Genomic DNA, 5,807 nt, shown 5'->3' on the forward strand with positions numbered 1-5,807 from the left:
GACGGCCACAGGCGGGGCTGGCGGCGCGCTTCGGCGAAAGCGCGGTCATGCGTCTGCGGCAACTGCTGGGCGAAACGGCCAGCCCCGTCGCCCCGCGCCTGCCCCCCGTCCCGGTCCGGGCCGAGGCCCGCTTCGCCGAGCCGCTGATCCGCACCGACGATGCGCTGGAGGTGATCGAGGACCTGCTGCGGCAGGCGGCGCAGCAGATGGAGCAGCGGCACGCGGGCGGGCGCCGGTTCACGGTCACGCTGGAGCGCAGCGACGGCGCGCGGCGACGACTCGCGATCGATACCGGCAACCCGGTGCGCGATCCCGCCACGGTGCTGCGCCTGATGCGCGAACGCATCGATACGCTGGCCGATCCGCTCGATCCCGGTTTCGGCTTCGACGCGATCCTGCTCGATGTCCCCCGCGTGGAACCGCTTGCCCCCCGGCAGGATGCGCTGGAAGGCGGGCGCGCAGCGGCCGATGATACGCTCGATGCCCTGATCGACCGGCTCAGCGTGCGGCTGGGCGCGGACCGGGTCACGCGCCTGCACCCCGCCGACACCCATATTCCCGAAGCCGCGCAACACCTGCGCCCCGCCATCGAGAACACGGTATCGGCCCCGGTTTCGACATGGCCCCTCGCTTCAGGAAGGGACGTGGCGCTCCGCCCCCTCACCCTGTTCGATCCGCCCCAGCCGGTCGCCGTGATCGCCGGCGTGCCGGACGGACCGCCGCAGCGCTTCCGCTGGCGGCGCAAGGTCCACGAGGTGCGCCTGGCGGAAGGCCCGGAACGGATCGCGCCCGAATGGTGGCGGCGGCAGGATGGGCACCTCGGCAAGCTGGGTGGCCTCACCCGCGATTATTACCGGATCGAGGATAGCGAAGGCCGGCGCTACTGGATGTTTCGCCACGGCCTGTTCGACGAAAAAAGCGATCCGCGCTGGTTCCTGCACGGCCTGTTCGCATGACCGTGCCGTCCTTTTTCGCCGAACCGGTCGCGGCCAGCAATTTCAGCTTCCTGCGCGGCGCCTCGTCCGCCGAAGCCATGGTGGGGCAGGCGCACGCGCTCGGCATGGCCGGCATCGGTATCGCCGATCGCAATACCGTGGCCGGCGTGGTCCGCGCCCATCGCGCGTGGAAGCAGGTCGGCGGGCCGGGCGGTGGCTTCCGCCTGATCGTCGGCGCGCGGCTGGTCTTTGCCGATGGCACGCCCGATGTGGTCGCCTATCCCACCACACGGCACGGCTGGGGCCGGCTGACCCGCCTGCTGACGGTCGGCAACCGCCGCGCCGAAAAGGGATCGTGCCACCTGACTCTGGCCGATCTGCTCGACCATTGCGAGGATATGGCGCTGATCGCGATGGACGGCGATGCCGCGCTGCTGCGCACGCTGCGGCAGGCCACCCCGCATCTGTGGCTGGCGGTCACCATGCCCCGCGCCGGGCGCGACGCGCGGCTGCTGGCGCGGCGGCTGGCGCTGGCCACGCAAACCGGCGTTCCACCGATCGCCAGCAACGATGCGCTTTACGCCACGGCGGACACGCGGCCGCTGCACGACGTGCTGACCTGCATCCGCGAGGGGCGGACCTTGCAAACCGCCGGGCGCCTGATGGCCGCCAACGGCGAACGGCATCTGAAGCCCCCGGCGGAAATGGCCCGTCTGTTCCAGGCTTGTCCGCAAGCGCTGGCGGCGACGCGCGACCTGTTCGGTTGCATCGCCTTCACGCTGAACGACTTGCGCTACGAATACCCGCACGAACCCGTTCCCCAAGGCTGGGAACCGCAGGCCTGGCTGGAACATCTGGTCCACGAAGCGGCCATGCGGAAATTCCCCGATGGCCTGCCCGAGGCTTACCGCCGGACGCTGGACGAGGAATTCCGCCTGATCCGCGAGCGCACCTATGCCTATTACTTCCTGACCGTGCATGACGTGGTGCGCCATGCGCGCAGCCTCGATCCGCCGATCCTGTGCCAGGGGCGCGGCAGCGCGGCCAATTCGCTGGTCTGCTATCTGCTGGGCGTGACGCCGATCGATCCGGTGCAAGAAAAGCTGCTGTTCTCGCGCTTCCTGTCCGAGAACCGCAACGAACCGCCCGACATCGACGTCGATTTCGAGCACGAGCGGCGCGAGGAAGTGATCCAGTACATCTACGAACGCTACGGCCGCGAGCGCGCCGGCATCGCCGCCACGGTGATCCACTATCGCCAGCGCAGCGCGATCCGCGAAGTCGGCAAGGCGCTGGGGCTGACCGAGGATGTGACCGCGCGGCTCTCGGGCACGATCTGGGGAAGCTGGGGCAGCGAGGAACTGCCCGAGGCGCGGCTGGGCGAAGCCGGCTTCGATGCCGCCAATCCCGAACTCGCCCGCCTGCGCGATCTGGTCGGCCAGATCCTCCAGTTCCCGCGCCACCTGTCGCAGCACGTCGGCGGTTTCGTGCTGACCCAGGGTCGGCTCGACGAACTCGTGCCGATCCACAATGCGGCAATGCCCGATCGCACCTTCATCGAATGGGACAAGGACGACATCGACGAACTGCAGATCATGAAGGTCGATGTCCTCGCGCTCGGGATGCTCACCTGCATCCGCAAGAGCTTCGACCTGATGCGCCAGTGGCAGCTGGGCGATCACCGGCTGGATACCGTGCCGCAGGACGATGGGGCGACCTATGCCATGCTCCAGAAGGGAGACAGCATCGGCACTTTCCAGGTCGAAAGCCGCGCGCAGATCGCCATGCTGCCCCGGATGAAGCCCGCCACCCTCTATGACCTTGTCATCCAGGTCGCCATCGTGCGGCCGGGTCCGATCCAGGGCGGCATGGTCCACCCTTANNGTGCCGCTGTTTCAGGAACAGGCGATGAAGCTCGCTATCGTCGCCGCCGGGTTCTCCCCGGCCGAAGCCGATGGCCTGCGCCGCGCCATGGCCACGTTCCGCCGCAACGGCACGATCCACAACTACGAGGAGAAGCTGGTCGAAGGCATGGTCAGGCGCGGCTACGAACGCGATTTCGCCGAACGCTGCTTCGAACAGATCAAGGGCTTCGGCGACTACGGCTTTCCCGAAAGCCACGCGCAGGCCTTCGCCTCGCTCGCCTATGTGTCCGCCTGGCTGAAATGCCACTATCCGGCAGTCTTCGCCTGCGCGCTGCTCAACAGCCAGCCGATGGGCTTCTATGCCCCCGCGCAGATCGTGCGCGATGCGCGGGAACACGGCGTTACCGTCCACCCGATCGACGTGGGCGCGAGCACGTGGGACAATACGCTGGAAGGCGCGCGGGTGCTGCGGCTGGGCCTGCGCCAGATCGACGGTTTCCGGCAGGACTGGGCAGAAGCCATCGCCCGCGTGCGCGGCGACGCGCCGTTCGTCTCGATCGAGACGCTGGCCCACCGCGCCGATCTGCCGCCCCGCGCGCTGCACCTGCTGGCCGATGCCGATGCGCTCGGTTCGCTGGGCCATGGCCGGCGCGAGGCGGGGTGGGAAGTGCGCCGGATGCCGCCGGTGCAATTGCCGCTGTTCGCCGCGATGGATGCGCCCGAACTGGGCCGCGAGCGCGACCCCGCCCTGCCCGCGCTGCCGCTTTCGGAAGAAGTGGCGGCCGATTACCAGACGCACCGCCTGTCGCTGAAAGGGCATCCCATGCAGTTCCTGCGCGCCCGCTTTGCCCGGCGGGGCGTGCTTTCCTGCGCCGATGTCAACGCCGCGAAGGACGGCGCGCGCGTGCGCTGCGCCGGCGCGGTGCTGGTCCGCCAGCGGCCGGGCAAGGGCAACGCGGTGTTCATCACGCTTGAGGACGAGACGGGAATCGTCAACGCGCTGCTGTGGGCGCGCGATTTCGAGAAGCAGCGCCGCGCCGTCATGGCCGCGCGGCTGATGGTGATCGCGGGCGAAATCCAGCGCAGCAAGGAAGGCGTCGTGCATCTGATGGCCAGCCGGGTGACCGACGTGACCGCCATGCTCGCCCACCTGTCCGAAACGCAGACCGCACTTGGCCCGCCTTCCCGCGCCGACGAGGCCATCCGGCCCACCATGCCCAATCCGCCCGGCGCCGCCCGCCGGCACCCGCGCGATGTCCGCATTCTGCCGCGTTCGCGTGATTTTCATTGAAAGGGCGCTTTTCTTCCGCCGCGCCTCCAAGCTAGACCGACCGGCGATGACCACGCCCGCGCAACGCCTCAGTCCGGTCTATACCGGGATGCCCGTCACCATCTTCGAACATATGTCCGGCCTTGCCCGCGAACAGGGCGCGATCAATCTGGGCCAGGGCTTCCCGGACGATGCGCCGCCGCCCGAACTGGTCGAGGCCGTCGTCCGCGCCACGCGCGAACGTTCGCACCAGTATCCGCCGATGGCCGGCCTCGCCGAACTGCGCGATGCCGTGGCCGGCTTCTATGCCCGTGCCCAAGGGCTGCCCCTTGCGCGAGACAACGTGATCGTCACCTCCGGCGCGACCGAAGCCGTAGCCGCCGCGATCCTGGCCGTGGTCAGCCCCGGCGACGAGGTGATCCTGTTCGCCCCGGCTTACGACGCCTATGCGCCACTGGTGCGCCGCGCCGGCGGGATACCGGTGTTCGTACCGCTGCGCCCGCCGCACTGGCGCTATTCCCGCGACGCCATCGCCGCCGCGATCACGCCGCGCACCCGCGCGCTCGTTCTCAACGATCCGCTGAACCCCACCGGCACGGTCGCGTCCGACGCGGAACTCGCCGCGCTGGCGGAGCTGTGCGTGGCGCACGACCTGATCGCGATCTGCGACGAAGTCTGGGAGAACGTGCGGTTCGACGGAAAGCCGCACCGTTCGCTGCTGGCCCTGCCCGGCATGGCGGAGCGCACGATCAAGATCGGATCGGCCGGCAAGATCTTCGGCGCCACCGGCTGGAAAGTCGGCTGGATGGTCGCCGCGCCGGCCATGGCCACCGTGCTGGGCCGCGCGCACCAGTTCCTGACCTTCACCACACCGCCGATGCTCCAGTGGGCGCTGGCCGAAGCGCTGGCCGATCCCGCCATCGCCGCCGGGCGTCAGGCCAGCTGGGGCGCCTCGCGCGCCGTGCTGATCGACGGCCTGCGCCGTGAAGGCTTCGTGGTGCTCGACAACGCGGCGACATGGTTCGCCTGCATCGACCTTGCGGCCTCGGGCATCGCGCTCGACGATCGCGCGTTCAGCGAGCGCGCGGTGCGCGAGGCGGGCGTCGCCTCGATCCCGCTCTCCGCGCTGTGGGAAGGCCCCGGCGGCCCCACGTCGATCCTGCGCCTGTGCCACTGCAAGCCGGCGGCGATGCTGGAAGAAGCCGTCCTCCGTCTCGCCCGCTGGCGCGAGAGCCTCTAAACCGCGTTCTTTCACAGGGCGCGCATTGCGCCGCTGGACGACATGGGCCAGCAGCGCCTATCTCCCGGTCCATGGCCGAACCTATTGTTTTCAACCGCCGTGACCTGCTCATGGGACAAGGCGCGCTGGCGCTTTCCGCTACGCTGGCCCCGCTGTTCCCCGCCTGGGCGCGTGGCGCGCACGGCGGTCATCATGGTATGGCGGTCGGCCCCGACGCAACGACCGGCATCGGCGAGGCGCTCAGCGGCGATCGGATCGCGCTGACCATCGGGGAAAGCCGGTTCGCTGTTGGGAAGCGCTCAGCCGCCGCCGTCGGCATCAACGGCTCGATTCCCGGCCCGCTGATCCGCCTGCGCGAAGGGCAGACCGTGCGGATCGACGTGACCAACCGGTTGCGGGAACAATCCTCGATCCACTGGCACGGACTGCTCGTGCCGTTCCAGATGGACGGCGTGCCCGGCCTCAGCTTCCCCGGCATCGATCCGGGCGAGACGTTC

At 69.4% G+C, this 5,807-nt stretch carries 3 protein-coding genes and 1 pseudogene; all 4 read left to right on the plus strand.

The window, feature by feature from the left end; all coding sequences use genetic code 11:
* Positions 1-956: DNA polymerase Y family protein (locus B3547_RS08125; protein WP_292961950.1), on the plus strand; the 956-nt coding region annotated here is incomplete at its 5' end.
* Positions 953-4,091, plus strand: a pseudogene (locus B3547_RS08130) (OB-fold nucleic acid binding domain-containing protein). The gene B3547_RS08125 and the pseudogene B3547_RS08130, both read left to right, overlap by 4 nt.
* 46 nt (positions 4,092-4,137) lie before the next feature.
* Positions 4,138-5,310 (plus strand): aminotransferase, encoded by a 1,173-nt coding sequence (locus B3547_RS08135; RefSeq protein ID WP_292961952.1) that lies wholly within the window; start codon positions 4,138-4,140, stop codon positions 5,308-5,310.
* 71 nt (positions 5,311-5,381) lie between these two features.
* Positions 5,382-5,807, plus strand: a 426-nt coding sequence (locus tag B3547_RS08140; RefSeq protein ID WP_292961954.1) for a multicopper oxidase domain-containing protein, incomplete at its 3' end; no start/stop codon positions are given.

Source organism: Novosphingobium sp. UBA1939 (assembly GCF_002336885.1).
GTDB lineage: Bacteria > Pseudomonadota > Alphaproteobacteria > Sphingomonadales > Sphingomonadaceae > Novosphingobium.

What these genes read in the sequence shown, in the direction of transcription:
- B3547_RS08135 (WP_292961952.1), top strand. Translation starts at nt 4,138, where the DNA reads ATGACCACGCCCGCGCAACGCCTCAGTCCGGTCTATACCGGGATGCCC.